Annotated in this window: 18 protein-coding genes and 1 tRNA gene; 15 read left to right on the plus strand and 4 right to left on the minus strand. The window is 60.4% G+C overall.

The window, feature by feature from the left end; all coding sequences use genetic code 11:
• From J2D73_RS17270 to J2D73_RS17315, 10 genes are all read left to right on the plus strand, one after another.
• A complete protein-coding gene (locus tag J2D73_RS17270) occupies nt 1–4,644 on the plus strand; it encodes a phage tail protein (protein ID WP_207883360.1) in 4,644 nt (1,547 codons plus the stop codon).
• Nucleotides 4,641–6,266, plus strand: a complete 1,626-nt coding sequence (locus J2D73_RS17275) for a hypothetical protein (protein WP_207883361.1) — start codon at nt 4,641–4,643, stop codon at nt 6,264–6,266. The genes J2D73_RS17270 and J2D73_RS17275 overlap by 4 nt, the downstream gene beginning before the upstream one ends.
• Before the next feature lie 3 nt (nt 6,267–6,269).
• Complete coding sequence (locus J2D73_RS17280; protein WP_207883362.1) at nt 6,270–7,055, plus strand: hypothetical protein; 786 nt, start codon at nt 6,270–6,272, stop codon at nt 7,053–7,055.
• Nucleotides 7,055–8,071, plus strand: a complete 1,017-nt coding sequence (locus tag J2D73_RS17285) for a hypothetical protein (protein WP_207883364.1) — start codon at nt 7,055–7,057, stop codon at nt 8,069–8,071. Before J2D73_RS17280 ends, J2D73_RS17285 begins: the two co-directional genes overlap by 1 nt.
• Nucleotides 8,068–8,517, plus strand: a complete 450-nt coding sequence (locus J2D73_RS17290) for a hypothetical protein (RefSeq protein WP_207883366.1) — start codon at nt 8,068–8,070, stop codon at nt 8,515–8,517. Before J2D73_RS17285 ends, J2D73_RS17290 begins: the two co-directional genes overlap by 4 nt.
• Nucleotides 8,507–8,707, plus strand: coding sequence for a hypothetical protein (locus J2D73_RS17295; protein ID WP_207883368.1), 201 nt, complete (start codon nt 8,507–8,509; stop codon nt 8,705–8,707). Before J2D73_RS17290 ends, J2D73_RS17295 begins: the two co-directional genes overlap by 11 nt.
• A gap of 128 nt (nt 8,708–8,835) precedes the next feature.
• The gene (locus tag J2D73_RS17300) at nt 8,836–9,771 is read left to right on the plus strand and encodes a hypothetical protein (RefSeq protein ID WP_207883370.1); all 936 of its coding nucleotides are present in this window, start codon (nt 8,836–8,838) and stop codon (nt 9,769–9,771) included.
• Nucleotides 9,772–9,915: 144 nt separating this feature from the next.
• Nucleotides 9,916–10,416 (plus strand): lysozyme, encoded by a 501-nt coding sequence (locus J2D73_RS17305; RefSeq protein ID WP_207883372.1) that lies wholly within the window; start codon nt 9,916–9,918, stop codon nt 10,414–10,416.
• Complete coding sequence (locus tag J2D73_RS17310) at nt 10,413–11,102, plus strand: hypothetical protein (RefSeq protein ID WP_207883374.1); 690 nt, start codon at nt 10,413–10,415, stop codon at nt 11,100–11,102. The genes J2D73_RS17305 and J2D73_RS17310 overlap by 4 nt, the downstream gene beginning before the upstream one ends.
• Nucleotides 11,103–11,195: 93 nt before the next feature.
• Nucleotides 11,196–11,384 carry a hypothetical protein gene (locus tag J2D73_RS17315; RefSeq protein WP_207883375.1) on the plus strand — a complete coding sequence of 63 codons (189 nt, stop codon included), beginning with the start codon at nt 11,196–11,198 and terminating at the stop codon, nt 11,382–11,384.
• A gap of 130 nt (nt 11,385–11,514) precedes the next feature.
• Here J2D73_RS17315 and J2D73_RS17320 read toward each other — a convergent pair.
• Nucleotides 11,515–11,589 (minus strand) — tRNA-Thr (locus J2D73_RS17320).
• 293 nt (nt 11,590–11,882) lie between these two features.
• Here J2D73_RS17320 and J2D73_RS17325 point away from each other — a divergent pair.
• From J2D73_RS17325 to J2D73_RS17335, 3 genes are read left to right on the plus strand one after another with little or no spacing between them, the layout of a single operon-like run.
• Nucleotides 11,883–12,182 carry a hypothetical protein gene (locus tag J2D73_RS17325; protein ID WP_207883377.1) on the plus strand — a complete coding sequence of 100 codons (300 nt, stop codon included), beginning with the start codon at nt 11,883–11,885 and terminating at the stop codon, nt 12,180–12,182.
• Nucleotides 12,183–12,216: 34 nt separating this feature from the next.
• Nucleotides 12,217–13,401 (plus strand): HlyD family secretion protein, encoded by a 1,185-nt coding sequence (locus J2D73_RS17330; protein WP_207883379.1) that lies wholly within the window; start codon nt 12,217–12,219, stop codon nt 13,399–13,401.
• Nucleotides 13,398–14,996, plus strand: coding sequence for a DHA2 family efflux MFS transporter permease subunit (locus J2D73_RS17335; protein WP_207883381.1), 1,599 nt, complete (start codon nt 13,398–13,400; stop codon nt 14,994–14,996). Before J2D73_RS17330 ends, J2D73_RS17335 begins: the two co-directional genes overlap by 4 nt.
• Before the next feature lie 238 nt (nt 14,997–15,234).
• On the opposite strand, the gene J2D73_RS17340 is transcribed toward J2D73_RS17335, so the two are convergent.
• On the minus strand, nt 15,235–16,149 hold the full coding sequence (locus tag J2D73_RS17340) for a DMT family transporter (protein WP_207883383.1): 915 nt from the start codon (nt 16,147–16,149) through the stop codon (nt 15,235–15,237).
• A 278-nt stretch (nt 16,150–16,427) separates the two neighbouring features.
• Here J2D73_RS17340 and J2D73_RS17345 point away from each other — a divergent pair, with 278 nt between their 5' ends.
• Nucleotides 16,428–17,186 (plus strand): JAB domain-containing protein, encoded by a 759-nt coding sequence (locus J2D73_RS17345; RefSeq protein ID WP_207883385.1) that lies wholly within the window; start codon nt 16,428–16,430, stop codon nt 17,184–17,186.
• 160 nt (nt 17,187–17,346) lie between these two features.
• On the opposite strand, the gene J2D73_RS17350 is transcribed toward J2D73_RS17345, so the two are convergent.
• Nucleotides 17,347–18,336, minus strand: a complete 990-nt coding sequence (locus J2D73_RS17350) for a beta-1,6-N-acetylglucosaminyltransferase (RefSeq protein ID WP_207883387.1) — start codon at nt 18,334–18,336, stop codon at nt 17,347–17,349.
• Nucleotides 18,337–18,618: 282 nt separating this feature from the next.
• Entirely contained in the window at nt 18,619–20,913 is a 2,295-nt protein-coding gene (locus J2D73_RS17355) for a GumK N-terminal domain-containing glycosyltransferase (RefSeq protein ID WP_207883389.1), read from the minus strand.
• 488 nt (nt 20,914–21,401) lie between these two features.
• Between J2D73_RS17355 and J2D73_RS17360 the strand changes: the two genes are divergently transcribed.
• Nucleotides 21,402–22,697, plus strand: coding sequence for a polysaccharide polymerase (locus J2D73_RS17360; protein ID WP_207883391.1), 1,296 nt, complete (start codon nt 21,402–21,404; stop codon nt 22,695–22,697).
• Nucleotide 22,698: the final 1 nt, after the last annotated feature.

Here is a 22,698-nt window from a genome sequence, read left to right on the forward strand (position 1 = left end):
ATGCCCTCGATCTCGGATATGCGGGTCGCCTATGAAAGCGACGTCGCCGCGAAGGCGAAGGCTGACGCCGATGCGCTGAACAGCGCAGGAAACGCCGCCGAGACTCTGGACAGGAAAATCACGTCCACGACGAAAAGCGGCGCTGCATTCGTCAACCGTTTCGACGACGTCACCCGCACGGCGAAGGCTGTCGAGCGCGCGCAGCGGGATCTCGACGCGGCGCAGGACGCGCTGAACAAATCCATGGCCAATGGCAGCGTCACCGCCGAACAGGCGCAGCGTACGCTGCAGACGCTGGGCGACCGCGTCACGCAGGCCACGGCCAAGCATGAGGCCGCGACGGCGGCGCAAAAGACGCTCGCGGAAGCGACGGACACTGTCACGACGGCGGCCGAGCGCAACACGGCGTCGGTCAAGCTGCAGTCCTACCAGATCGCGCAGATCGCCGATGAATTTCACAAATGGGTCGATCAGGTTCTCTCTGGCGGCTCGGCCATCACGGCGACGACGTATCAGCTGCCCAATATGGTGCAGGCGATGGGCGGCGTCGGCAACGCGGCAAAAGTCGTCGGCGGCTTTCTGGCTGGACCGGGCGGCATCGCCGCGGCTGCGGCGGCTGCGGGCGTCAGCCTGTATGAGATGGCGTCGCGCGCGGAAACGGATCAGGAGAAGTTCGCCGCCCTGTCCACGCAGTTGCGTGCGACGCGCACTGACGCGATGAGCATGGCCAGCGCGATCACGTCCGCGTCGGACAGCCTCAAGGGGATGCCCGGCTGGGACGAGGCCAGCGCGCGGACGGCGTCGCAGGCGATTGGCGGAACCTATGATTTTTCCGGCAATTCGTCGGACATCACGGCGCTTGCGGGCGTCGCGCGTGACGCTGGCGCCGTGTTCGGGTCTCTGGAAGACGGGCTGAAAGCTGTCCAGACCGCCATGACGGACCCGCTCGCCGAGATCCGCGATCTCTATCAGCGCCATCTGCCGGGCGTGAACGCGCAGCTGGTGGATCAGGTGCGGGATCTGGAAGCGGCCGGAAAGCAGGGCGAGGCGTACGCCCTCGTGATGGAGCACCTGACGGACGCCGTTAAGAACGCTCATGAAGAAGGCCTGACGCCGTTTCGGCGGGCGATGGAGGATCTGAACAAGGCGGCGTCGCCGCTGCTCGACACGCTGGAGAAGCTGGCGACGGGCATCGGAACCAAACTGCTGAACGGGGTCACGTCGCTGCTGAACCTGCTGCCGCACAGCGACGCGGCCAGCCAGAGCGCGTCCGGAACGCATGTCGTCACAAATCCGTCCAGCGGCACGCTGGGGATCATGCAGATCAACCCGGCCTACAGCTCGCAGTACGACGTCAACTCCCTGTCGGGAAACATCGACGAAGGCATCACGCGGTATCAGAATTTCCTGAAGCGGTCGGGCGGCAATCTCGAAAACGCACTGGCGCTCTATGGCGGGTGGAAAACCGGCTCGGCTGGCGGCCAGCAATACGCAGGCTCGGTGTTCGGGCAGAACCTTGCGGACCTGACGCCCGCGATCTCGAAGGCGATTGATCAGGAGGCGCAGAAATTCGGGCTGGGCGACGGCCTGACCAGTCTGATCAAGAAAATCGCGCTGCAGGAAAGTGGCGGCCGTCAGTGGGACGATCAGTCCTATGCGACGCCGTCCGCAGCCTCGTCGGCCGCCGCGACGGACCATGCGACGTCCGCCGCCGTGATCAGCGATCAGGCGGCCCTGTCGGCGGGTGCCGCCGATGCGGCGAACGGATACAGCTCCACGAGCATCACCCAGAGCCGACAGGCGATCGAGGACTGGATCGGCGTGCATGAGAAAATGCTCGGCGGCCTGACGCAGGGTTCACAGCAATGGCAGGAGGAAAGCGAGCGCATCACCAACGCGAAAATCGCCCTCGCCAACACGCTTGATCCGCAAGCGTCGATCACGCAGGGCATGAAGGACCAGAACGAGAGCCTGTCGGCGCAATCGGGCTGGTGGCGCAGCATGGCCGAGGTCGTGGCCCAGTTCGACACGACGACGCGCGGAACCGGCGTCAACCAGCAGGCCCTGACGCAGGCTCTGACGGAAAAGCAGCGCCAGCTGACGGCGGCGTATGAAGACGGCACGACCGGGATCGAGCGACAGGTGCGCGCCCAGACGGCGATTTCGTCTGCGGCGGGCGATTCCTCACGGGCGTTGCAGCATGCAACGAATTATCAGGAGGCGTACAACGCGGCGACGCAGAATTTCGACCCGGCGTCGCAGAAGTTCGTCGAGGAAGTGAACGCGCGCGTCTCGGCGCTCGATGCGCTGTCGGATGCGCAACAGCGGACGCAGCAGTTGCGACAGAACCGGGGGCTGTCTGACAACCTTGCGCTGCTGCAGGCGGAAACTGCCAGCATCGGGCAGGATTCCGACGCGCGTCAGGTCGGTATTGCGCGTTTGCAGGCGGAAATGGAGATGCGTCGCCAGTATGGCGCCGTGCTGCCGCAGGAGGCGCAGGATTACGTCGAACTGTCGCGCCAGGTGTCGGCGGCGTCCGTGGCCTATGAGCACCAGCAACAGACGCTGTCGGACCTGACGGGGTCGATCTCGAACATGGCGGACCAGCTGTCGGACGGCCTCGTGCAGGGATTCCTGCAGGGCACGTCGAGCGGGATGTCGTTCAGGTCGACGCTGCAGGCGATCGAGACGCAGATTGCGTCGATGATTCTCAAGATGGGGCTGATCAATCCGTTGCTCAACGACATTGACGGCGGAACACGGGGCACGCTGTCCGACATGTCGAAGCTTCTCGGAAACATCGGCGGATCGTCGGGCTCTTCGGCAAGTGACGGCTGGGGTTCGACCGGCGGCGCGATGGATTTCGAGGGCTCGGGGATCAGCGTCGGGCAGGAACTGAACCTGAAAAACAGCCTGTCGTCTCCGGCGTCGGCGACGTCGGGTAGCTGGCTCCAGTCGGCGCTTGGAACGAAAGTCATCGGCAACGCCTCCATAGGCAACATGCTCGCGGGACTGGGCGGCGGCATGGCCGTCGGCGGCCTGGTCGGAAGCCTGACCGGCGGTGGAAGCGGCAGCACGATCGGCGGTTCAATCGGAAGCCTTGTGGGAACCGGCGTCGGGTCATTCCTCGGTCCGATAGGTTCGATGGTCGGCGGAACTGTTCTGGGCGGGATCGGCAGCCTGATCGGCTCGCTGTTTTCAAAATCGCACTACGCCTATGACAGCGTCAGCGGGCAGGACGGCCAGCTGGTGATCTCCGACAGGCGCGTCAGGCGATCCGACGACGACGTTTCGGGATCTCTCCAGTCGGCGCTTGACGCGATCAACGCCGTCTATGGCTACACGGGCGTCTCTGTCGACGACGGGTTCGTCGGCGACGTCGGGCATTACAAGAAAGGAAAAAACTCCAACTCGCAGACGCTGGAACAGCATCTAGGCGACGCGCATCTGACGTCGTCGGACGCCACGATGCAGATGGCGCTCGATCAGCTGATGCCGTCGAGCTTCGACAGCGTCAGCAGCTACACGCAGGCGATCCAGTCCCTGAAAACCCTGTCGGACACGCTCGACAGCATGGGCGTGGTCGTCAGCAAGTTTGACGATTCCTCGCATCTGACCGTCGCGCATTTCACCGGCTACACGGGCGACATGGCGACGGCGCTGTCCACGCTCGACGGGCAGACGGTTTCACTCGACGACCTGCAGTCGAAATTTCAGGCGATCGAGGAATTTGTCGGAACCACGATGCCGGGCCTTCTGGACGTCACGGCGTCCGGATCTGAAAGCCTGACGCAACAGGTCGAGGATCTGCAAAAGAAGTATCAGGACGCGGCGAACACGGCGGCGTCCTACGGGCTGAGCGCGCAGGCGCTTCTGGACAAGGGAAACGCCATCGCCGCGACCATGATCGCGAACGAGACGACGACCCTGAACCAGAGCGATCAGGCGGTGCAGGCGCGCTATCTCGCAGCGACAGGGGATCAGCAGGGGGCGGACCTGCTGAACTTCGACGTGTCGGCCGCCCAGCAGGTCAAACAGCTGCAGGACAGCTGGGACGGATACCTGGGCGACACGTATGCGAGCAACGCCACGTATCAGGCGCAGATGGCGGATCTCGACAGGACGCTGGCGGCGGAACGGCTCCAGATTCAGGAGCAATACGCCGGAACTTCGCTGGCGCAGCAAAAGGAATATCTCTCGCAGGCGGACCAGTCCGTCGCGGGGGTGTTCAGCAACCTGTCGGACTACGCCAGCGGGCTGATGACGTCGGATGCGTCGCCGTTGTCCGTGCAGGACCAGTATGCGGCGGCGAACGACAATCTGCACAGCGACTATCAGGCGGCGCTGGGCGGCGATTATGACGCCCTGTCGCGCGTGCAGTCGGACATGCAGACATATCTGACCGAGGCCAAAGCGTGGTTCGGCTCCGGCACGGGCTACGCTGACGCAGTCAAGCAAGTTTCGGACATGCTGGCCGCGATCGGCAATGTCGGATCGGACACGTACACGGCGAGCCTTGCGAAACAGCTCGCCCAGAAAAGCGTCGATGCGACGCTCGCGGTCAAGCAGTCCGTCGATGCGCTCAACAGCAGCGTCGCCCAGTTGGGGCGGCTCATAACAGTGGGAGGCATGAAAGCGGCATGACGGCGTTTCGAACGGTCGAGATCGACCTTGTGCGTCAGGCGTCGGGAAGCGCGTCGGTCACGCGCGGGCACGGAACCCGGCCGCATGGCGCGCTGTCGCGCAACGCCCGCGCGCTGGAGGCGACAGAGACCGTCCGGTTCTCCGATCGCGGCTATGTCGACGAAAACCACGCGCCCTGGCCGCCTTACGTCACGGACGCCTTTACGCTCGATCGCGGGCTGACGCTCTCGGCCGACGCGCTGGGCGGTCAGCTGTCGGCAGGGTCGATCACGCTGGCCAATGTCGACGGCGCGCTCGACAGCATGATCACGACGCGGGTCAACGATCATATGCCGGTCCGCATCCGTACGGGCGACAAGGCCTTTGACGCGGCGCGCGGGATCGAGGTCGATCCTGCCTCGACTTCGTTGCGGCCGGTGTTCGCCGGGCTGGGCAAAAGCTGGCGTCCGGACAGGCAGTCGCTTGCGATAGACCTGCTCGACGCCACCTACTGGCTGGAAACGACGCTCTCCGTCGCGACCTATGGGGGCTCCGGGCGGCTCGACGGCGACAGCAACGTCGCGGGCCGGACGATGCCGGTCATGCGCGGGACGGTGTGCAACGTTACGCCAGTCCTGATCGACAGCACGAATTACGTTTACCAGATTTCGGACGGCCCGGCGTCGATCACGGCTCTTTACGAGGGCGGATACGCCGGCGGAATCGCATCGGGCGGGATCGTCGCCGATATCTACGCCAGTTCTCTGGCGGCGGGGTCTTACACGGTGCAGACAGGCGCCTCGGGGACGTGGCTGCGTCTGGGCACAAAGCCTGTCTACGGGATCACGGTCGACGCCGTGGGGCGGTTCCGCTCGGGCGCCGCGCCGGTGAACGTCCTCGACATCCTGCGCCGGATGCTGGTCGAGGATCTGGTCATGCCCGAGGCCTATATCGACGCGGGCTGGACCGAGACGTCGACGATCGCGCCATGGGCGGGCGGCTGGTTCTGGGACGGGGCGGACAGCCTGACCGGAAAGAGCATCGCGACGACGCTGCTCTCGGGGCTTGGCGTATCGCTGGCGCCGACGCGGACCGGCACGCTGCTGCCGGTTCCGCTCGTCGCCCCGGCGGCCAGCAGCCCGGTCGCAGCGGAACTGTCGGCCGACGTGATCACCGATATCGCCGCGTCGTCGCTCGACAGCTCGCTCGATCCGCCGACCTGGCGGTGGCGTCTGGGATGGCGGCACAATTTCCCGGTGCAGACGACGGGCTCGAATCTGCATCCGCAGGCTCCGGCCGATCGGCAGTCGGTGATCGCGGTGGCCGACCGGACCGCCCTGTGGTGGTCGTCGGACGTCAAAAGCCGCTGGCGGGCGCCGAACGATCCGGCGACGATTGCTACCGCGCTGGCCAGTCAGGCGGACGCGCAGACCATCGCCAGTCGTCACGGCGCGCTCTGGGGCGTGCAGCGCCGACTCTGGGCGGTGTCGGTTCCGCAGGATCTCGCATGGTCGATCGAGCTGGGCGACGTGGTGGGGCTCAGCGCGCCGGCGGCCGGTCTGACGTCGCGTGTTCCGGGCGTGGTGATCAGCGAGCACATACAGGCGACCGATCAGGTCGTCACATTCCAGATTCTGGTGTGATCAATGCAAAATTGCGGTTTTGGGTGGCAAAATCGCGTCCTCGACGCGACGCTTGTCGCCAGCAACACGACGGTCGGGTCGCTGCCTGTCACGAACCTGCAGAATCCCTATGGCGCCGCGAGCCTCGGGTTTCGTAGTCTGATCGAAAAAGCAGGCGACAGCGCCAATTTTACGATGACGCTGCCAGCGGCCGCGACGTGGCGGGTGTTCAGCCTGCATCGGACCAACCTGCGCGAGACGGGCGCGCAATGGCGGATTCAGGTGAGCAACGGCGGAACGTCGGTCGTCGACACCTATGTCATGGCCTGTCCGGTCTCGGGCGGCCAATGCGTCTGGGCGCTGCCGAACGACGTCACCGGCGACGCGGTCACGATCACCGTCTGGCCGCGCACCGATCCGGGGACGTGGATCGACATACCTCTGGCGTATGCCGGGCCGTTGTGGTCGCCCGTTCGCAATTTCAGCAGCGAGAGCACGGCTGATCGCGTGCTGGGGCAGGACAGCGTGGTCTCGCTGGGCGGTCAGGAGTTCGTGGCGACGCGCTGGTATCAGCGCAAGCTGACGATCGCGCATCAGTCGCTTGGCGACGCCGACGCGCCTGTCGTCGAGCAGATGCTGCGCGTTGCGGCGACGGGACGAAATATCCTGTTCCTGCCTGATCCTTCGGCGGATGCGCTCACGCTTGCGCAACGCGGTCTGTTCGGACGCCTGTCGGGCGGCGAGATCTCCAATCCCTTTGGCGCGGCCGACCGGCACGCCATCACCCTTGATCTGACGGAACGGCTCTGATGCCCGCACAATTGGGAAATTTTGTTCTGGAGACGACGACGTCTCCGGGAACGGGGACGTTCACCCTCAACGGACCCGAGGCGGACCGGCGCAGTTTTACGCAGGCGTTTCCGTCCGGCGGCTCGGTCTTTTACTTCGCGGACGACGGATCGCAGGCGGAATGGGGAACGGGCACGCTCTCGCCCGGATCTCCGGCGACGCTCGCCCGCACGAAAATCCTCGGCACCACGGCCAGCACGACGGCGGCGCTGAACTTCGGCGGAACGGTCGAGGTGTATAGCGAAATCCCGGCCGAGCGTCTGGCGATGCTGGAGGACAGCGGGGCTTTGCTGTTGCCAGATGTCACTGACTGGACATCACAACAGGTCGTCAACGCCCGCAGTGCGAGCGCCCGATTTGTGCGGGGCGGCGCGAATGTGTCGACCGACAGGGCGATCTCGCAACTGCTGGTGTCAGTCGGAGACGCCAGCGGCCGCCGGTTGTGGGCGCAGGACACAGACGGATCGGATTATTATCCGTCGATCACCTGGGCAAACGCCGTCTACGCGACCAGGCAGGCAATTACTGAGGCGGACTACGCCCCAAAATCATGGGTGAATGCGCAGGGTTACGCGACGAACGCGGGCATTGCGGGCGCGAATTACGCGACGCAGGGCTGGGTCAACGGTCTGGGACTGATCACAGCGAGCGGCGTCGCCCAGAGCTACGTCGCGAAATCCGACTACGCCAACGACTTCGCCACCGGCACCGCGAGCGTCATCCGGACAGTGGGCAACAAGGTCATCCAGATGTGGTCTGCAAATGTCGGGCCGGGGACGCGCGTCAACTATCCGATCGCGATGTCGTCGCTTGGCTCGCAGCCGATCGGCGTCGCCTATTCCGCCAATGGCGCGGGGTCCGGCAGCTGGGTCAACTGCTACGCAGCGGATAACAGCGGCTTTACGGCGACGGCGTTCGGGTCGGACGGCAGCACGCGGACATTGACAATCACCTTTTTGATCATGGGGGTTTTATGATGGCGGAGATCGACGTCCGGACTGTCTATCCGAACCGGTTTTATGCGTCGTGCGACCTGTTGGCGGCGCAGCCCGCGCCTGTGACGGGCTGGTGGGATGCGTGGGGCATGAGCGATCCCGCCGTCGCGCCGCCGGTCGCGGACCTGGTCCCGCTGACGGCGGATCAGTGGAACGGCCGCCTGACGGGCGGATGGGGCGTGCAGGGCGGGGCGCTGGTCGCCATGACCGAAGAGCAGCTTGCGGACGCGGTTCCTCTCGCCGTCCGGGCGGGCTTTGCGCTTACGGCGGCGCAGAATGTCGTCTGGGCCGAGTATGGGTCACTGGGCGACGCGGTTCCGGGCGCGTGGATCTCGTATCAGAAAGCGCTGAAAGCGATCGTCGACGGGTCGGATACGGCCAGCACGACGCTGCCTGCGTCGCCAGCGGGGGGCAGCGATGCCGGATAACGTCGCGACGAAAGAGGACATCGCCAGACTCAAGGACGAAACCGACGTGCAGCTGGGCAGGATCTGGAGCGAGCTGCGCAAGCTCAACACCGCCGAGAGCAGGCGCGCCGCCATGAACGGGGCGCTGCTGATCCTCGGCTCCGCCATCGGAAGCGGAATCGTCAACGCTTTGCAGCATATGAGGGGATAACGTGCACGTTAACGTTCGAGACTATATCATGTAAAAGATAATAATTACGCTGTTTGTATTGTTGCACATTAGAAAATATAATATGTTCATATTGTCTGTTCCATGAATATAAATATATGGATTGAGCTATGAGCAATTTGCCTAACCCCAACGATAAGAAATTCGACTTTAAAAAAATATTGTCATTTTTTATTCCGATTATTACGCCAGTTTTGGCATTATCAATGCCGGGGTATGCCGTGTTATTCTATTATCAGATTCATATTGGAAATTTGCCGTCATTTTTATCGACAATAAATACATCTATATTTGTTTTGTTTGGAGTTATTAGCGTTGTGTTGTATACGATATTATTATTTTACGGGATGCTGTCCAGTTTCTGGCTTTACATGATAATAAATTATGTTGTCAGTAAATTTGCAAAAAATAATAATTTTACTGTATCTAATATAATTCCAAAAAAGAAATCAGAATGTGCGTGGTACTTTATAATTTCATGTTTAGTCCTCTTAATAGTGATTGTTAATTTAATCGAAATGAACGCAAATCGATATAGTATTGCTTTGTATACTTATTTCTTTATAGTTGGAGCGTTCTTTGTTGCTGCGCTTGATAAAATATCTAAACAAAATTTAAAGAAATCTCTAATTTTGATATCGATCCCTATCGCTTGTGGTTTGATGCTTCCAGTATTTCTTCAGGGGGCTGTACCCATGATGGCTGAGGATTTTGTTTCTATCGTTGGCATGAGGACAAAGAATTTCGATAATCTCTATATATCTGAAGATAAATACCACGAGATAGAGGCATTGCTCAGTGCATTCGATGGTGTGGAAAAGAGTGTTTGTTATTTGGCTATAGATGGGCGAGAGTTTGTAAATGTCACAATAAAAATAGACGGGGATAATGTTCCGTTAGTCGTTTTGTGGAACGATAATTCAGATCATAAAATAGTAGGGTTTGATAACCGATGGACTTCTCGTGGGCAATTTGATTTTCCAACGTTTTCGGTATCCAACGCTGACATTTTAGAATTTCCAAAAAATTGGGTAAAAGCCTGCTAGGGATGGGGCGATGAAAGGGTTTTTCTTAACAAGGCGAGCAGGCGCTTAATACTCATCATAATTTTTGATGAACAATTTACATACTGTTCGTGCCGTCTTTGAAGCCGCCCCTTTGGGCGGCTTTTTTTATGCCCGGAGCATCAGATGAATGACCCGCTGCAACTCGCGGCCGATCTCGCGCGCCGTTTTGAAGGGCTGCGCCAGCGCCCCTATCAGGATCAGGCCGGTTACTGGACCATCGGCTACGGCAGCCGCGCACTGGCCGACCGGACCGCCGTCGCCCGCGCGACGCGACCGATCAGCGCGGCCGAGGCCGATGCGCTGCTGACGGACCGCCTCGCCGTCGTGCAGGGCAGGGTGCGTCAGCTTGTCACGGCGCCGATGACCGCCGGGCAGGAAGCTGCCCTGATCGACTTTTCCTACAACCTCGGGACCAGCGCCCTCGCCGGATCGACGCTGCTGCGGCTGCTGAACCAGCGCGCCTACGTCGCGGCTGGCGCCGAGCTTGCGCGCTGGAACCACGTCCGGATCGACGGCCGTCTCGTCGAGTCAAACGGCCTCACCAACCGCAGACGCGCCGAACTGGCGCTGTGGAATACTCCCTCACACTCGCAGCCATCTGGCCGCGTGAAAGCACTCTCATGAATTTCGAGAAGGTCGGCGCGTATCTGCGCCAGCCAACGTCCCTGTTCGCCCTCGCGGACATCCTCGGCACGCTGGTCGCGCTCTGGTTTGGCGTGCTGCCCGAAGGCGTCGCCTGCGCGCTGCTGACGGCAGCGCTGCCGCTGCTCGCCAGCGACAACAGCGCCTTGGTCGGGCGCATTCTGGCCCAGCGCAACGATATGGCGGCCGCCGTCCATGCTGTCGCCACACATAAGGATATCGGTCCGGCCGCGGTGAAGATCATCGCTGATGCGGTTCCGGCCGGGGCCCTTCTGGCTGGCGCCGCCGCGGCGAGCGTGCAGGCCGAGCCGTCCACGGCGGCGCGAGCCTCTGGCGTGGCGCCGGTCGCAGCCCTGGTGATCGGGCTGTCGGTCATGTCGCTGACAGCGTGCGGCAGTTCGGCCGACCAGGTTGTCCAGCGACAGCAGGCCGTCTTTGCTCTGGACCTGTCCTATGCGGCGGCGGCTCAGGTGGCTGCGGCCTATGAGCGGAATCCGGTCGCCGATCCGGCGGTCACGGCGAAGATGAAGCCTGCGTTTCAGACGGCGCATGATCAGATCGGCCCGCTCGTCGACGCGGCGCGCGCAGGAGATCCGCTCGACCAGGCGGCGATCGAGGCTGCGCAGGATGCGCTGCAGGCCGCCCGCGCTTTGCTTCCTGCGAGCTGATCAGGGGAACGGCCTCAAGGCTTTTCGTTTACCGGGAAAGCGGCTCGCAGGAGTTTCGTTTTCCCGGCCTCATTGTAACAGGGAAAAATTAACATGGATCAAGAATATGCTTCGATCGCCGTGGCCGCCATTGAAGGGCTTGTGCAGATCACGCCCGTCGTCGTCGAGGACGTCGTCGCCCTGCTCAAGCCACTGAAAGAGGGCCGGGCGCCGACAGATGCGGAGTGGGCGTTCGCGCGCAGGCAGCTCGATGACGGGAATGCGGCTGTGCAGGCCGGGTAGCGGGCTCGGATAGGCCGACTATGAGCTTCGAATGCTGGGTCGTAGTTCGGCTAAATGCAGCAATCACGGCGTCGTGATTACACCAAATTACACCAAGGGTGTTTTTAAGTAATTGATTTTATTGGGTTTGTGGTGCCGGGTGAGGGATTTGAACCCCCGACCTTCGGTTTACAAAACCGCTGCACTACCACTGTGCTAACCCGGCAGAACGACAGAGAGCCGTCGTTTCGTGTAAGTCTCTTAACGGAGAGACCTGCGTCATCCACTCTCTTCGCGTCGCTTTTGGTGGTTTCAAAGCTGTCCGTCAAGCCGGTTCTGCTGTGTGCGTCATGATGTCGGGCAACCACATGCCTACGGTAAGTAGCGTGGTTGAGCGCAGGGCGTGCCGTGTGCCCGGAGCGAGCAACTATAGCTTTGAACATGCATGCTGCTCTTTCCCTGATCGGGTAAGGGCGCCTCGCCTGTTCCTGGCAATGTAAAGCGCCACGCGCCTGCCTGATGACATTCAAGCCAGACGCATCCGCCTGGATATCCGTCATCGAACTGCAGCCATCCGGCGATGTTGTTGGCGAGGCGAACACCAGTTCATTCGCCCGAAACTTCGCAAGAGAACTGCGCGTCACGGCCCGACGAATTTCAGCGGTCGAATTGAATAATATCTGTGGGTTATACGCTTCGAGAGGCGTTCATGTCACCATGTGGACACCGGGACTGGCCCCATGCCCGCTTGATGGTTGGGCGTTGCCGTGTCAGAAGCTGACCGAACGGATCGGTCAGCCGCCCGAGCGACGGCCCTGACCGAAGAAAATCGATTCGAGCGCGCGGAGACGGCATGGCCGACGAGATTCATGATCACGACAGCCCCGGGGCAGGCGCCTCAGGCAGCACGCAACCCGCCCCCAAGAAGAAACGTAATCCCATTGTCCGGATACTGCTGATCGGGTTGCTGGTTCTGGCGGTGATCGGGTCCGCGTTCTACTGGTTCCTCCATCGCTTCGACGTGGAGACCGACGACGCGTTCACGCAGGGAAGGGCGATCACGATCGCACCGCATGTTTCCGGCTACGTGACAGAGCTTCTCGTCGACGACAACCAGTTCGTGCGCGCGGGGCAGTTGCTTGCGCGGATTGATCCGCGCGACTGGCAGGCCGCGCGCGACAAGGCCGCGGCCACAGTTTCGCAAGCCGAAGCGACCGTCGCTGCGAACCAGATGCTGCTGCAGGTCGCCGAGAAAAACTTCCCTGGCAGATTGCTTGAGGCGCAGGCCAATCTGGCCTCGGCCAAGGCTCAGGAATTCCGCGCTGAAACTGATTACAAGCGGCAACATTCCGTCATGCGCGACGCGACGTCGCAACAGGACATCGACTACTCTCAGGCTGCGCTCGACGCCGCCAAGGCCCAGGTCATGCAGGCGCAGGCGCAGGTTGCGATCGCTGAGCCCGTGGCGCCGAACATCGGTAACGCCCGCGCACAGGTTAATAGCGAAGACGCCCAGCTTTCCAGCGCCAAGGCGTCGCTTGTTCAGGCGGATCTGAATCTGCTCTGGACCGAAATTCGCGCGCCGCACGACGGCTGGATTTCCCAGCGTAACATCGAACGCGGGAACTTCGTCTCGTCGGGACAGACCCTGTTCTCGATCGTGACGCCCGAGGTCTGGGTTATCGCCAACTACAAGGAAACGCAGATCACGAGCATGCGGCCGGGCCAAGCCGTCGACATCACTGTCGACGCCTATCCTGACCTGAAGCTGCACGGACATGTGGATTCGTTGCAGAAGGGCACAGGCGCTACGTTCAGCGCGTTCCCGCCCGAAAACGCGACAGGCAACTATGTGAAGATCGTGCAGCGCGTGCCGGTCAAGATCCGCATCGACAGCGGGCTCGATCGTGACGCTCCGCTCGCGCTCGGCCTGTCGGTCGTGCCTACGGTTCATGTCGACACGAAGGCGGCGCGTTCGTCGAACGGCCGCGTGGTTGATCGAGATGCTGGCTCAACTGGCGACAACGAGGCCCCATGAGCGACGCAGCGGCGGCCGGGAGCGGCGAAAACGCCGCAAAGCCCGAGGAGTGGAAGCCCAAGAACAACCCGTGGCTGATCGCTCTGGTGGTCACGCTCGCGGCGTTCATGGAGATTCTGGACACCACGATCGTCAACGTGTCGCTGCCGCATATCGCAGGCAGCCTTTCCAGCACCTATGACGACGCGACATGGACGTTGACGTCCTACCTTGTCGCCAATGGCATCGTGCTCACGATCTCGGGCTGGTTGGGCAAGCTGTTCGGCCGCAAGGTCTACTTCATGGGCTGCATAGCCATGTTCACTGTCACGTCGTTTCTATGCGGCGTGTCCACCAGCCTCGGTGAACTGATTATTTTTCGCCTGCTGCAAGGGTTCTTCGGCGGTGGTCTGCAGCCGAACCAGCAATCCATCATTCTCGACACCTTTCCGCCCGAAAAACGTGCGGCTGCGTTCGGTCTTACCGCCATTGCGACGGTGGTCGGGCCGGTGTTGGGGCCGACACTCGGCGGCTGGATCACCGATAACTATTCGTGGCGCTGGATTTTCTTCATTAACATTCCTGTCGGTATCTTTGCGACCATCGCCGTCGGCATGCTGGTCGAGGACCCGCCGTGGGCGAAAAAGCGGCGTGAGCGCATCGACGCTATTGGCATCAGCCTGATCACGCTCGGGTTTGGTTGCCTTGAAGTCATGGTCGACCGTGGGGAGGACGACGACTGGTTCGGATCGCGCTTCATCTGCATCATGGGCGTTCTCGCGGCGATAGGCATTATCGGAGCGGTGATCTGGCTGTTGAAAGCCAAATACCCGGCGGTCGATCTGCGGGTGTTCAAGGATCGCAATTTCGCGGTCGGCACGCTGCTGATGGGAATGATGGGGGCTCTGCTCTACTCATCAGCGATCATTGTGCCGCAATTCGCGCAGCAGGTGATTGGCTATACGGCGACCCTGTCCGGCCTCGTTCTGTCTCCAGGCGGAATTGCGGTGATCTTTCTCATCCCGATTGTCGGCAAGCTGATGGGGATGTTCCAGGTTAGGTTCATCATCGCATTCGGCTTTGCGAGCATGGCGGTGGCGTTGTTCTGGTCCGGTCATCTGGTTCCGTATCTTGACTTCAAGCACCTGGTCTTCTTCAGGATGAGTCAGACCGCGTGTCTGGCGTTCCTGTTCGTGCCTTTGTCCACCGTTGCTTATTCGACATTGCCGAAAGAGATGAATGCAGACGCATCGGCCTTGTTCTCGATGGCGCGAAACTTCCTCGGGTCTTTGAGCATTTCGGGCGCGACGGCGCTGATTACGGAGCTGAGGCAGAAACATCAGGCGAACATGGTTCACTTGATGACGCCGTTTCATCAGCCTTACAACGAGTATCTGGCGCGTGGACGACAGTTTGCGCTGGACCATAATCGTGCCCCCTCGACTTACGACGTGATAGCGCAGCACAGCTTGTTCCAGAACTTTACGACCCAGATTGCGATGCTCGCCTATAACGAGGCCTTCATGATTTTCGGTCTGGCGGCGCTTGCCGTAGTGCCGTTCTGTTTCCTGCTGTCGCCGATCAAAGGCGGCGGCCCTGCGCGCGGAGCGCACTGACGCGCCCAACGAAGGCCGGCAGGCTCCCCAATTGTGGGGGCTTGCCGGCCTTTGTAACTCTTGCTGCGTCCCTTGGGGGCCGTGGTCCGCTGATCCGGTGAACATAAAACGCCCAGATATTGGAATTACGGATCCACCCACCCCTCAAGCGAGGCGCGGACCCCCAAGCTTTATCCGTCTACGCTGGCTTATGAACACGCCTCCAGATGGTTGTTGATTTATCCTGCGGCACGATGTTTCAACCCTGCTCGACCTCAATAGGCGCGATGACTGCTGGAGCGTTACGGCGCGGCAGGAAGGCGAGGATGTTACCGCTCAGAACAAGGACAACCCCGCACAGCATGGCTGTCGTCCAATGCAAGTCCTCGAAAAACCCCGATACGCCGAGGGCTATGACAGGCGAAATGATGGTCGTGTAAGCCGCCCTGTCCGCGCCAATGCGGTGGATAAGAGACATGTAGGCGATAAAACCCGCCACCGACGCCGCTACAGACAGATACGCAAGTCCACCGATCCAGCGTGCAGTTAGCGGGAAAGCCAGGGAATGCCCCAACGACAGGACATCGCACGCGAGAAGCAGAGAGCCGAATGCCATCCCGTAAAACACGGCGTTTGTGAGGCCGAATCCGCTGTGAGCGATCCTTCGTGTGATCATGTTGCCAAGAGAAAAAATCGTGGTTCCGACAAGCGCCAAAGCCACGCCCGATAGCAACTGCTCACGCGTGACGGCGGTCGCTCCGGCCCCGGAACTCAACAGCAAGGCGACGCCTGTCACGCCGAGAACTCCGCCCGCCACGACCCGGATGTCGGGCCTCTGACGAAAAAAAATCCACAGATTGGCCGCGTTAAGGATCGTCGACGTGCTGAAGATGACGGACACGACGCCGCTTGGGAGAATGCTCGCCGCGCTGTAGATGCCGAGGAAATTGACGGAAAACAGGCTCATGCCGAGTAAGGCGAGCCACGGTACTAGGGCGCGCGGCGGCGGGCGCAGCTTTTGCGTGGCCGCCAGCCAGCACCCGAGCAAGCCCGAAGAGATCGCGAAGCGCCAGAAAATCGCTACGTCCGACGTTGTGCCACCGACTTGCAGATGTATGGCGAACCAGCTCAGGCCCCATACGATAACGACGGCGGCGAACAGTAGCGCGGTCATGATGTGACGAGCTCCCCTGGCGGGCGTCCTTGAATGAACGCCACCGGTCGGACATATCGCGACTCTCGACGAACGCAATGGGCGGCGCCGATCTGGCGTATCATTGGGAACGGGGGAATCGATCGCGCGGACAGGGTTGCTGGCTCGATGAGGGTAAATCCCCTGATCCGTGAAGTTCAGACCCGCCGATGCCGAAACTCCCTGGACTTGCCAGATCCGAGGAAACGACGTTCGATCTGTCAGAGGAAACACGCGTCGCGCATATGACGGGAACCCACATGGACAATCATTCCCCTGCGGAGGGTGCGCGCGGCGACATTCGGCGTGCTGGAGAAAGAGCCGCCACAGCGGCATTCTCCAGCACGGGGCCGTCCGGTCATCGCTCTCGCATGCGCGAGCGCGTTCTGGCGCGTGGCGCTTCAGCTCTCGCGGATTACGAGATTCTGGAGATGTTGCTTTTTTTGGGAATAGCCCGCCGCGACACCAAACCGCTCGCCAAAGCACTGATCAATCGTTTCGGGTCGTTGCACAAGGTGCTGGAGGCGAATCAGGACGCACTTGCGGAGGCCGGGCTCAGCGCGGCCAGCGTAGCAGCCTTAAGTCTCCCCTTACTGGCTGCAACGAGACTGGCGAGCGTCGAGGCGCGTTCTCGTCCGCAACTTGGCGATTGGGAGGCCCTGCTGGTTTATTTCGATACGGCCCTCGACGGCGCCGTGCCGGGGCAGTTACGGATTTTATACTTGGACAATCGGAACAGGTTGCTGGGAGACGAAGCCGTCAACACCGACACGTCACGCTCGGCGCCCCGTGTAGAGAGCGCAGCGATACTGCGCCGGGCGCTGCAATTGCACGCAACGGCCATGATCGGCGTACGTCTCTGTGGCGACGCGGACGTACCGGAGAAACGAGTTCTTGCAGATGCGGCGTTGGCGTCGGAGTTGTCGCGCTCAGGCGCGTTACTGGCGATCGCGGTGCATGACTTTTTCGCATTGAAGGGCGGAGCGTGGGCTGGTCTGCGGCGTCTGGGCAAACTGTAAGCGCACATTGGACGATCGAATTCCAATTGCGCTGATCGCGAAGATCTGGATTTTTTTCTGAAAATATCACAATTTCTTGAGTATTTCTTGATCTGGTGCAGCAGCCATTACGTCAGATCGGGCGTTTGCGAGGCTCCCGACTCTACCAAAAAACGAAACGCTACGTGATGTCCTTGCCTTTTCCGAAGGCGGCCTGGTCCTTGGCGACTTCACCGCGCGAGGAATGATACCGCGCGTCCGCGGCCTTGATAATGGCGCGCGATATGTCCGGCGTGCACTTTCGTGTAAACAACGCGTCACTGACGAGAGCTTCTGCAAGATCAATTGCCGTCAGACGTCGGAGATCCACGGTTCCGGCAAGGCGTTGACGCCATGTTCTGTGCATGGGGGTCTGTTTGCGGATGAAATGTCGCCCCTGAACATGGGCCCCGGGGCCGGTCATGGTCAGGCGATTCCCTGCCTCTCGTTGGCGTCTGACGAACAGTGTCGTGAAAAAGATCTCGTCCGGCGCCAGAGCGTGACGCAGTGTCGTCACAAGTTCATCGGGTGGATAGGAGCACGTAAGCGCCAGCGCGCGATCGAAGACGAAGAACTGTGATCCCTTCCACAAATCGTCGATCTCGACCCGGCGTTCGTAAGGCAGTCGGTTGTTGATCGCCTTGAACATATTCCACAATCGGTCTCGAAGGGGACCGCGCTTGGGATTGATGAACGTCACATCGAGCGGATGGGCTTTAGTCACGACGTAACGCCCTAATCCCTCGTTACGTGATAGAGATGCGTCGATTTTTCCCCAGACCGCAACGCATGCGGGCGCAGCGAGCAGCGCGTCTCCCAGAGCAGGCGAGGGGAGTAGAGGAAAGCACGATCCGCTGAGCAAGACGAAGCGTTCGTTCTTAGGGTCACGTACTGCCATTCGCAGCAAATTTTGCGTCGCACGAACAATCGAGAAACCGCCCCAGTTTACGATCTCCCTGTTTCGCAAAATATGCAGGTTGGGTCGCGATTCAGAATCCAACCATTTTAGATCGGCGGTTTTCCTGTCCATATGAATATAGACGGAGGATCGGCTGTCCTCGAGAAGCCTGTCGATCAGCAATCGCAGTTGTTCATCGACTGCATGGGCCATGACGAGATAGGCGATTTTCATGCGCCGTCATCCTTGTTCGCTATTTCAGCCTGAAGCGCTCCTCTTCCACGCCACGCGAGTGGATTGAATAAGCACGCTCTGTGGAATGTTGAATCATGATTTTGTCAAAAAAGCGTATCTGGCGAACAAAAGATCAAGGGTATGCGGTGGGCTGTTCGCCATGCGTCGTCACCGCAGATTGATATTTTTTTAAATATACAATTCTTTGTTTAAGTTTCACTCGACATTGATCCGCGCAAGATTCGACGGACGTATAAAATTTGATCTGACAGCGGGGCCGGTTCATGATGGAGGGCTCGTGTCGAGAACACCCTTTCCAGCCGACAATCGGTCGTAAACGTCTTCAAGTTTTTTTGTGCAGTTCTTGCGATCATGTGCACGTTCAATGAAAGAACGGGCTGCCTGACCGAAGCGATCAGCCATCTCGCTGTCACTCAGAATTGCGATCAGATGGTGCGCCATCGCCCTGACATCGCCTTCGGCGAACGCGAACCCGGTTTTGCCGTCCTCCATGCCCTCGGTGGCGCCGCCGCTGGCCGACGTGACTACAGGTACGCCGCTCGCCTGCGCCTCAAGAAGCACGAGCGGGAGCCCCTCCTTGTCGCCGCTTTTCGCCGTAATGCTGGGAAGGCAGAACACACGAGCTTCGGCCATAAGGGCCCGCACACGATCTTGCGAGACCGCGCCGGGCAATGTAACGCCGTCTGGCGCCATAGCCTCGATTTCTGCGCGCTGCGGTCCATCGCCAGCAATGACCAGCCGAGCTTCGGGTAGAGCCTCACGGACTTTCGCGAACGCTTCGACCAGTAGTTTGGCGCCTTTCTTTTCGACCAGACGTCCCACGAAAAGAATAAGGGGCGCTCGTTTGCCTGCCGTTTCTCCGGAGGGGACGAAGCGGTCGACATCGATGCCGATATGACAGATCGTGACGCGGTCCGAGGGAATTCCAACCGCGAGCGCCGCGTCCCGAATGGGACCTGATACTGCGACAAAGCCGACGTTCCGCACTTTGGCGAGGCGCTGCAGGCACAGTGGATAGCGTTTCCAGCGTCGTCCCGCCCGCCCCTCGGCGAACCATTTCATGTGCGTTGTGATGTCGGAGCCGTGCAGCGTCACGAGCAGGGGCACGCCGAGGCGCTTTGCGATCGGCCATGCTTCGACACCGTCGAAGCCGAAATGCGCGTGGATCAACTTCGGTTTGACAGCGCGTGCTATTTTCAGAACTCCGGGGGACGGAAGATCAAAGCGTCGCAGCGCCGCGCCCATGAGGCGCTCCGCAAAAGTCGCGGGGCCTGTGTGGCAGGTTCGCGCCTCCAGTCCCTCGAGGGGGAGTTTGTCTATTGAGCGTTCTCCGATCAGTACCGGCCGCCAGCGCTGCAGCGCCAGAGCCTGATCGCGTACAAAGGTTTCGGAAAGTGGCAGGACCTCGGTTCGGTAAATCGCCGCTACAGGCATATCGCTCTGGTGCTCCAGACGATGCTCGGGGAAGCGCTCGGGATACAGCAGGCGATCAACCACTTCGCTCCAGTCCGGAAGGTCCACGGATATGGGAGTCGTATTCGCCAACGCGCCGTTGATCGCCGCGGCGATGGATGCAGCGTCACCGGGCTTGTAAGCGAACCGCCCGGCGTCGCCGCCTGCCGCGAAATCGGGACAGACGGCGGGTTTGCCAAAGAATGCGAACTGTCTGAGTTTGAGAGACGTGTCGAGCAGATATCGCGGCGTGTCGGCGTCGCGATAGGGCGCTACGCCGAAGGCAGCGTGCTGGATGTAACCAAGAGTTTCTTCAAATGGCGTCTCCGGCAGCACGATGATATTGGGACGCTTGTCGAGCGCCTCCGCCGCGCGACCCGCACCGATGACGTAAAAGTCGATGTCAGGGAAGGCTGGCGCCGCCGTATTGAAGAACGACGCGTCGAATAGCATGGACCCGACCGAGACGCAGGCGCGACGGTCTGAAAAAGGCGATGGGCGGGGCCGTTCCATGAGAGCGCGGTCGACGCCCTGGGGAGCGAATATGGCGTTGCGGGCATGCGGCATGCCGGAGCGGAGGAGCGGCGAGGGCAGGCGGACGAGATCAATCGCGTCGAAATTATCGAGAAATCCTTGCCTGATCGTGCGCGCTGCGCCGATTACGCCGAGATCGTCCGAGGCGAGGTAGACGATTTTTGCGCGCGGGTTCAACTTCCGTATGTCAGGCACAAAGATCGCCGCCAGTCCTGATTCGACAAAAACTGTGTCGGCGTCTTTAATCCATCGCTTCAGGATGCGCGGTTTCAATAAACGGTAGAGCTGAAACATGGCCGCTTCCGCTGGTTCCAGAGCCGCGCGATTCAGGCGGAACGGATGCCAGAGCCCCCGCTGCAGATAGCACTCCACGCCGTCGGAAAACTCGACACCGTTTGCGACGGAGGCAAGATCGGCTCGTGTGTCGCCACGATGCTCGGACAGGCGACTGAGGCCGGTGGAAAAGAATCGCGTGCGACCTCTGCGAGCGAGTTCCCGCGCAATGAAATGCACGCTCGCCTTGCGACGTGAACGAAAATCGTGAACCGAAATGACAAGTGAATCTGTCATGCAGTCTGGGCTCCGCGCCGGTGAGAGGGACGGGTGAACGGAAAGCAGACGCTGCTTCGCTCAGAAGTAGGGATGGATTTCGATCGCAGGAATTTCGCGATGGCGCCGACATATTTACCCGGCTCGACATCCCGATCAATGGCCGGAAAGCGATTGTTTCAGAATATTGGCGCGCTTCATTATGTTTACACAATCTCTTTCTTTGCACTTGCGTTCGGGATTGCCGGCCATACAGTGAAAGCACTCCTCAAAAGGTCGTGTTTTGGACGTTCGGTGTGTGGCATTTCCGGACGCCGGGGTTCTCGGAATTTCGATGGACTCAGGACTGGCGCCGAAGGGCGCAGGTTTCGCGTGGCGTCGTCGTCGGCCGGTGGTCCGTGGGATGGGAGTTCTGAAAATCTGTTTTTTTGTTTAGCTGTTTTTTGTTGTTTTTTCGAATCCTGTTCGTTCCGCCATTGCTGCGGTAACGCCTGGTCTGGGGGCGCGCCATGGACGCGGTAGTTTCTCCGTTCACACGGACGGTCGGGGCGGAAAACGCTGCGACCGGAAAGTGGATCGTGGTGACGTCGCTTATGTTCAATCTGGGGCTATGCTTCCTGCAGACACGCGGTTGGCTGCATGCTTCCAGCGCGACGGTGGCGATGATCGAATTGCTGGTTATAGGCGCTGCGGCTTGGTGCGTGCGACGGCAGGTGACTGAGCGGGTCGTGGTGATCGCGGTGCTGACCACGGGCTATGTGGTCGCAGCCAAAATGATCAATCCGGCGGAGAGTCCAAAGATCCTCCATGACCTTTTCATTATGTATGTTTTCTATTGCCTGGGACGCGGCTCAGGCCGCCCTGCAGCCCAATGGACGGTCTGGGCGGCGATGACGCTCGTCCTGTCGATCGGATTGTTCGAACTGCTGGCCCCTGATTTCTACGGTCAACTTTTCAACGTGTGGCAATATTATGTCGAGAAGGGCGTTTTGTCGCAGGATACGGTGAATTATTCCGGCACCACGATGTTCGTCAGTGGCAATCGTGGGGAGGGCGCGCGCACGTTCCTGCCGTCGTTGCTCGGATCTCATCGCGTGTCATCGGTCTTTCTTGAACCGGTATCGATGGGCAATTTCGCGGCGCTGGTGTTCGCATGGTGTTTGGCTGTGTGGCGCAATCGTCCCGGCGGCCGCCAGATCCTCCTGATCGTTCTTGCTATGGTGTGCATCGTTCTGACAGATTCGCGTTTTGCAAGCGGTTGCTGCGTCGCGATGCTGCTTGTTCGTATCTCACCAGTTCGACGCTCGTCGCTGTTTGTTTTCCTGCTGCCGATCGGGATTGTCACGGCGCTGACAATCGTTGGCGCGCTGCACGAAATTCCTGGTGCGACGCCGTCGATCCTGACTGACAATCTCAAGGGAAGGCTCGTTTTTTCAGGACGACTTCTCGATTACTGGACGCTTTCGCCGTGGTTCGCGTTCTCGGTCTCGCCAGTCTACACGGCGGACACCGGCTATGCGTATATTTTCAACACCCTGGGCGCGCCGTTGACGCTGCTTTATGCGCTGATATTTGCGTTTCATCGAAACGCCAGCCGGGATGCCGCTGTGATGAAGACGATGCTTGCGGTGTATTTTTCCTGCTCTCTCTGCATCGGCGCAAATTCCGTAACTATCAAGACCGCTGCGCTTCTGTGGTTCCTGTATGGGGCCCTCGATGCAGTTCCTGTTATGGGGCGGCGTCAGGTAAGCCGTCAGAAGGCGCCTGCGCCGCTTTTTCCGGTGGAGGCGGCGGCTTGCGAATGAG

Origin of the sequence: Acetobacter sacchari (assembly GCF_017377715.1) — a bacterium.
In the GTDB taxonomy this organism is placed as follows: domain Bacteria; phylum Pseudomonadota; class Alphaproteobacteria; order Acetobacterales; family Acetobacteraceae; genus Acetobacter; species Acetobacter sacchari.

Coding starts and splice junctions, on each gene's coding strand:
- J2D73_RS17340 (WP_207883383.1), bottom strand. CDS start 16,149: ATGACCGCGCTACTGTTCGCCGCCGTCGTTATCGTATGGGGCCTGAGC.
- J2D73_RS17350 (WP_207883387.1), bottom strand. CDS start 18,336: ATGAAAATCGCCTATCTCGTCATGGCCCATGCAGTCGATGAACAACTG.
- J2D73_RS17325 (WP_207883377.1), top strand. CDS start 11,883: ATGACATTCAAGCCAGACGCATCCGCCTGGATATCCGTCATCGAACTG.
- J2D73_RS17290 (WP_207883366.1), top strand. CDS start 8,068: ATGATGGCGGAGATCGACGTCCGGACTGTCTATCCGAACCGGTTTTAT.
- J2D73_RS17330 (WP_207883379.1), top strand. CDS start 12,217: ATGGCCGACGAGATTCATGATCACGACAGCCCCGGGGCAGGCGCCTCA.
- J2D73_RS17280 (WP_207883362.1), top strand. CDS start 6,270: ATGCAAAATTGCGGTTTTGGGTGGCAAAATCGCGTCCTCGACGCGACG.
- J2D73_RS17310 (WP_207883374.1), top strand. CDS start 10,413: ATGAATTTCGAGAAGGTCGGCGCGTATCTGCGCCAGCCAACGTCCCTG.
- J2D73_RS17285 (WP_207883364.1), top strand. CDS start 7,055: ATGCCCGCACAATTGGGAAATTTTGTTCTGGAGACGACGACGTCTCCG.
- J2D73_RS17275 (WP_207883361.1), top strand. CDS start 4,641: ATGACGGCGTTTCGAACGGTCGAGATCGACCTTGTGCGTCAGGCGTCG.
- J2D73_RS17355 (WP_207883389.1), bottom strand. CDS start 20,913: ATGACAGATTCACTTGTCATTTCGGTTCACGATTTTCGTTCACGTCGC.
- J2D73_RS17360 (WP_207883391.1), top strand. CDS start 21,402: ATGGACGCGGTAGTTTCTCCGTTCACACGGACGGTCGGGGCGGAAAAC.
- J2D73_RS17300 (WP_207883370.1), top strand. CDS start 8,836: ATGAGCAATTTGCCTAACCCCAACGATAAGAAATTCGACTTTAAAAAA.
- J2D73_RS17295 (WP_207883368.1), top strand. CDS start 8,507: ATGCCGGATAACGTCGCGACGAAAGAGGACATCGCCAGACTCAAGGAC.
- J2D73_RS17345 (WP_207883385.1), top strand. CDS start 16,428: ATGGACAATCATTCCCCTGCGGAGGGTGCGCGCGGCGACATTCGGCGT.
- J2D73_RS17270 (WP_207883360.1), top strand. CDS start 1: ATGCCCTCGATCTCGGATATGCGGGTCGCCTATGAAAGCGACGTCGCC.
- J2D73_RS17335 (WP_207883381.1), top strand. CDS start 13,398: ATGAGCGACGCAGCGGCGGCCGGGAGCGGCGAAAACGCCGCAAAGCCC.
- J2D73_RS17315 (WP_207883375.1), top strand. CDS start 11,196: ATGGATCAAGAATATGCTTCGATCGCCGTGGCCGCCATTGAAGGGCTT.
- J2D73_RS17305 (WP_207883372.1), top strand. CDS start 9,916: ATGAATGACCCGCTGCAACTCGCGGCCGATCTCGCGCGCCGTTTTGAA.